At 41.0% G+C, this 5,565-nt stretch carries 7 protein-coding genes and 1 pseudogene; 5 read left to right on the forward strand and 3 right to left on the reverse strand.

The features are described 5' to 3' along the window. Window positions 1-199: pseudogene (locus PLH26_RS19750) on the reverse strand (hypothetical protein); the annotation flags it as partial. Between the two features lies 1 nt (window position 200). Then, on the reverse strand, window positions 201-1,148 hold the full coding sequence (locus PLH26_RS19755; RefSeq protein WP_324587744.1) for a sensor histidine kinase: 948 nt from the start codon (window positions 1,146-1,148) through the stop codon (window positions 201-203). A gap of 215 nt (window positions 1,149-1,363) precedes the next feature. Here PLH26_RS19755 and PLH26_RS19760 point away from each other — a divergent pair, with 215 nt between their 5' ends. From PLH26_RS19760 to PLH26_RS19780, 5 genes are all read left to right on the forward strand, one after another. Then, window positions 1,364-1,792, forward strand: coding sequence for a DUF1761 domain-containing protein (locus tag PLH26_RS19760; RefSeq protein WP_324587745.1), 429 nt, complete (start codon window positions 1,364-1,366; stop codon window positions 1,790-1,792). A 235-nt stretch (window positions 1,793-2,027) separates the two neighbouring features. Then, complete coding sequence (locus PLH26_RS19765) at window positions 2,028-2,408, forward strand: VOC family protein (RefSeq protein WP_324587746.1); 381 nt, start codon at window positions 2,028-2,030, stop codon at window positions 2,406-2,408. 546 nt (window positions 2,409-2,954) lie between these two features. Beyond that, window positions 2,955-3,176, forward strand: a complete 222-nt coding sequence (locus tag PLH26_RS19770) for a hypothetical protein (RefSeq protein WP_324587747.1) — start codon at window positions 2,955-2,957, stop codon at window positions 3,174-3,176. Continuing rightward, window positions 3,173-3,487, forward strand: coding sequence for a TlpA family protein disulfide reductase (locus tag PLH26_RS19775; protein WP_324587750.1), 315 nt, complete (start codon window positions 3,173-3,175; stop codon window positions 3,485-3,487). The genes PLH26_RS19770 and PLH26_RS19775 overlap by 4 nt, the downstream gene beginning before the upstream one ends. A gap of 3 nt (window positions 3,488-3,490) precedes the next feature. After that, on the forward strand, window positions 3,491-4,606 hold the full coding sequence (locus tag PLH26_RS19780) for a thioredoxin-like domain-containing protein (protein WP_324587748.1): 1,116 nt from the start codon (window positions 3,491-3,493) through the stop codon (window positions 4,604-4,606). Window positions 4,607-4,810: 204 nt separating this feature from the next. Here PLH26_RS19780 and PLH26_RS19785 read toward each other — a convergent pair whose 3' ends face one another. Continuing rightward, the gene (locus PLH26_RS19785) at window positions 4,811-5,563 is read right to left on the reverse strand and encodes a response regulator transcription factor (protein ID WP_324587749.1); all 753 of its coding nucleotides are present in this window, start codon (window positions 5,561-5,563) and stop codon (window positions 4,811-4,813) included. Between the last annotated feature and the right edge of the window lie 2 nt (window positions 5,564-5,565).

Consider the following 5,565-nt stretch of genomic DNA (forward strand, 5'->3'; position numbering starts at 1 on the left):
ATATGCTGAAAGACAGTCCGTCGGATAATTCAATATCCATAAAGATCAGTTCCGGTAACGGGTTTTCCCGCAGCCATGCCGTGGCATCTTTTACACTGCTTAAAATAGCCGAGACTTCAATGTTGCCATTGCATTTTATAATGGCCTTTTGTAATTTCTGTGCGGCCGGCTTTTCGTCTTCAATAATGATAACCTTCATGCTATATCATTTTGAGCAGCGGTAGCTGCACAGTAAAAAAGTCTGCTGTGGTTGTAACTGTTATTTCTTTTCCCGCTATTAATTTATACCGTTCATTCAAATTGCTCAGGCCTGTTCTTGAGGATGCTTTCCGGAGATCTTTTTTATGCAGCCCGTTGCTCACGATCAGGCTTTCTCCATTCTGTTGCACATCAATTACCAAAGGATTGCTGTCGGAAAATTCATTGTGCTTGATCGCGTTTTCGGCCAGGAGCTGCAAAGAGATGGGCGGGATAAGCCAGGCTTCATATTGCGATTCATCTATTGCTGATCTTAGCTGAACAGCGTTTTCAAAACGAATGCGCAGCAAAGAAAAATAAGCATGCAAAAAATGCACTTCGTCCCCGAGCAACACCAGCTCTCTCTCCTTATGCTGCAGGATGTAACGGTACACATCGGCCAAATGATCATTGAACAGCTTGGCCCTGGCAGGCTTTTCCTCTATAAGATGTGAAAGCGTATTTAAAGAATTAAAAATGAAATGGGGGTCTATCCGGCTTTTTAATGTTTCCAGCTCCGCTTCTGCTTTTGCCCTTTCCAACTGTTCGTTGCGGAGCATTTCATTTTCCGATTCTTTTACGAGGAAAACAGTTTCATATACATGCGCTATAAAAACAACACATATCATTATGATCAGCGTTGTAATAACAATTGCCTGGCGGTTTGCACGCCCATTTTCAAAAAGAGAATACCATCCCAGCAGCAGCAGCACCGAAACCGGAACGGTATAAAAGGAGATAGCGATCAATACCGCTGCTATTTTACGGAAGGGTTTATTGTACCAGTTAAAATAGCTCCGCAATGAAAAATGAAGATAGCGGTTGCCTTCCCAAATAATAAAGGCGATGAGGATGGTATACAGGAAGCTGAGCTTAACCTGCCAGTGGGTAAGATTATTCATATTGATCATGCCACTCATCAATGGTATAACGATACCAAAAACAGGGGCAAGAACAAGCCTGAACCCGATATCATTGATCTTTAGCGGATGGTGAACCGGCTTTGTCGGTAAAACGCTGATATTGGTCTGCCTCTTTTCCAGTTTCGTCAGGTTTTGCTTTTATACTGTAAAAATCAACATTAGATTCGATAGAATAAGCATTTCTAACAATAATCTTACGCGCTATGGTACCGGTTAACTGGCTGGCTGTATTGGTTGCCGGCATCTCCTCGTTTGTTGTGGGCGGGATCTGGTATTCGCCCAATCTTTTTGGAAAAATATGGATGAAAGAAAATAACCTGTCGGAAGAGCAGATCAAACGGGGCAATAAAGGAAAAATATTTGGCTGGACGCTTATCTTTTCCCTGCTGATGGCCGCCAATCTCGGTATGTTTCTTGCCGATACAACAGGTGATTGCCCGGCCGGTTGTGGTCAAAAAACAGATGTTTCCTGGGGGGCAATTGCAGGTTTTCTGGCAGGTATATGGACTTTTTGCGCCATTGCCATCCATAGTCTCTTTGAGCTCAAAAGCTGGCGGCTGATACTGATCAACGGGTTTTACAGTGTGGTGGCGCTTACCCTGATGGGGGCAATAATAGGAGCATGGAGATGAGAGGGGAGAGAATGAAGTGAAAGGTGAAAAGTGAGACGTGAAAGATGGGCTTCAGTGTATTCCTTCGGATTTGGGATTTACGGCTTCGGGCTTAACAGGGTGAATGTTTGTGCTAATGAACATCTGTTCATCGTTAGTATGCTTTAGCTGAAAGCTGATGGCTGATAGCCCGGAGCTACCAGGGTGAAATCTCCGTGAATTACGGAAACATATAAACTACTAAAACATTTTTATTATGACATTTACAAACGCGATCAGTTGGTTTGAAATTCCTGCAACTGATCTAACCCGGGCAACAAAATTTTATGAAACGATATTCGATACGCAGCTTATTCCTATGGATATGCCTGGAATAAGAATGCGCATGTTTGCATTAACGGATATGATGTCTGGCGTGGGCGGCGCCGTGGTAGACAGCGGCGATTCACATAAGCCTTCCGCCACAGACGGCCCCTTGATCTATTTAAACGGGAGTCCCGATCTGCAGATCGTTTTAGACCGGGTAGAAGCAGCGGGAGGCAAAGTGCTGATGCCTAAAACCGAAATTACTCCCGAATATGGCTATATGGCCTTATTTCTTGATACGGAAGGCAACCGGATCGGACTGCATTCCTGACCGCAATGAGGAGGTAAAGGCGAAAAGGTGAATGCCCGCCCGGCTGAACACCGTTCGGACGGGGTGAAAGGTGAACAGTGAATTGAGCAGCTCTCCGTTAACGCACTTTAGCCAATTGCTCCTGTGATAGCAACAATCATTATTATTATATACCATCGGTAACAGATCAAAACAAGGCAGAGCCTTATGGTTTACAATAATAACTTTGTCTCAGAACATGTTTATTGCCGAAAACATAACTTTTGAGACAGCTCCACGGCAGGCCGCCCTGGCTGGTGTGACGCCAGCCAGCGATAATTTGTAGTGCACCGACTACAAGTACATTATTCCTTCAGAATTTTATTACCTTTAAGTAGCCCGCCAATGAATGAACAATACTGAGCCTTGCCGGGATAAATAGAAAGATGAACAGGGCATGGATTGTCAAACGAATGAGATGGGAAAATTAAAATGGCAATGAGGTATAACCGGTATATCTTTTTTAAAAGGATCACCTGCACTGAATTTGCAGGAGTTTCATTTTTAAAGATGAATATTTTGCTATTCTTGATTGTAATCCTTTTTACTCAATGCAACGGCGGCGCTGTTAATGAAAAACAGCATGTTGCTAAGGACGCTTTCAACGAAAAAGTAAAAGAAATTTCAAAAGACTTCAGTCTGTATTACAACTACAGGTATTATAATATAAAATTATCGAGAGACTTTATCGGATTAGACAGTTCTTTTACAACTATAGACAAAGGATCATTTTTGCGGTTGTTATTATAAGTTGTGTTGCCTGCGTTAACGAGTTTCCGGAGTTGAACAGGCTTGTTGAGCAAAATAAACCGTATAAAGATGACATTGTTTTTATAAGCTTTGCATTTGATTCGAAAGAAAGGCTTAAATCGTTTCTGTCAGAGAAGAAGCTTGATTATTTAGTGATCCCCGATGCAGAAGATTTTATATCAGACGCTTTGCATGTAGATACTTATCCTACCCATATTCTGTTCGATAAAAAAGGTAAAGTAGTAACCTATGTTAATGATGTTCATGACTTAATACCCGCGTTGGAAAAGCTTAAAAATAAAGTGAATTGATTGATGAAATTATTTTTTTCAACTTTTTTCCTGCTGTTCTTTTTACAAGCCCGTAGTCAGTATAAGTTTGAACTAAACGGTACAGTACCGGCCTCACTCAATAATAAGAAGTTGATCCTGGGTATATGGGATAGGTATTCGCTACATAAGTTTGAAAAGAGGGATACTATTTTAATAAGGGATAACGCTTTTTCGATAAAAGGATTTTTAAATAAGCCTTCCGAAGAGGCCTATTTATTATTAATGGACGGCCGCAGCCAAAAATATTTTGTTCTGGATTCCGGGAAAAATAATATGGTCGTTCATAAAATACCACCGAGCTCTATAACGAAAAAAAACAAACTTTCGGAGGCGGAAATGATTAATTCAAATTCAAATGTTCTCTGTAAAAAAATTGGTTATTTATACTACGAACTTTACCTGAAAAAGCAAAAAAACAAAAATAGCGCCTCAGATAGTCTGACCCGGCAATTTTGGAGGCAATTGAGGTTAAAAGAATTAAGCCTGGTGCAGCAATTCTCCGATACCTATTATAGTCTTATTCTTTTATACCAGTTGTCAGGTAAACGTGCTTCTTTAAGCCTTGAAGAGATAGTGCCTGCATATAACGGACTCAATGATAAAATCAGGGAAAGTGTGCTGGGCAAAGAATTAAAGGAAAAACTGCATAATTACTATACATTAGGGCCAGGGAATGGCATTAAATCATTTTCAGCTAAGACACCTGAAGGCTTAAGCTTTACGAACGAATCGCTAAAAGATACTGTTTATCTTCTCGCATTTGGGGCCACATGGTGTAAACCATGTAAAGATAACATTCCCGTGCTTAAGAAAATGTACAATAAATTCCGCCGCAAAAAATTTACTGTTGTGTATGTTAATCTTGACGGACACGATGCGGTTTGGAAAAGCCAGGTGGCTGATTATGGTTTAGACTGGATCAACGTATCGGATAATAAAAAATGGGATGAAAGCGAGATCGTGAAAACCTTTGATATTTCAGCTATTCCTCAATATTTTATTATTGATCAAAATCAAAGAATTGTTTACAATGCCAGGCATAGACCAGATTTCGAACCGGAACAAATGGAGATTATTATTTCGCAGCTTTTAAAATAAATTTTACTGTCCTGACAGGGTCTTCACGGCATTGGCTATGACCATTGGGGAGGCTATTGGTGTAATATGATTATGTTGTTTGAAAAAAATATAGCATTTCGGTGCCGGGGTTTCATTGCTGTACACAGGGCTTATATGAAAAGCCCGGCACGACACTACTAATACTCCGCCTCTTTCACCTCTGTCTTTTCACTTCTCACAACGCTAATTCGTGAACTTATACCCCACTCCCCGTATAGAATGAAAATAGCGCGGGTTACGGCTGTCTTCCTCGAAATATTTCCTAAAACTGAGAATAAAATTGTCAACCGTTCTGGTGGTGGGATATACATTGTAGCCCCAAACAGCCTGCAGTATTTTTTCACGCGGCACCACATCGTTTTTATTCTCCAGCAACAGCTTCAGCAGCATGGCTTCTTTACGGCTCAACTCAATAACGCTGCCCCGGTAATTGGTGGCCGATTGCGCTTTAAAGTCTATCGTATTTTTTCCAAACTGGTAGTTGTCTCCTATTGTTTCTTTATCCTGTAACCGTTTGTTTTTATTGATCAGTTTTTTTACCCGCAACAAAAGCTCTTCCAGGTTAAAGGGTTTGGTAATATAATCGTCGGCTCCTTTTTTTAATCCCAGCACTTTTTCGGCGCTGCTGCCTTTGGCGCTAACCATTAATATGGGAACATCATTGTTATTGAGGCGTACGTTTTCGGTAACGGCAATTCCGTCTATTTCCGGTAACATTACATCCATAATGATCAGGTCAAAATATTCTTCACCGATCCTTTTCAAAGCTTCTGCCCCGTCGCCGGCGCAGGTAACTTCATATCCTTCCAGTTCAAGGTTGAGCTTTAACGCTTCCTGCAGGTTTTCTTCATCTTCTACCAGCAAAATATACCCCTGTTCCGTGGTTTTACTCATGATGCATCTTCTGTTGTGTGTAATGATATTACAAAAATACATCC

Origin of the sequence: Agriterribacter sp. (assembly GCF_035444585.1) — a bacterium.
Lineage (GTDB): Bacteria > Bacteroidota > Bacteroidia > Chitinophagales > Chitinophagaceae > Agriterribacter.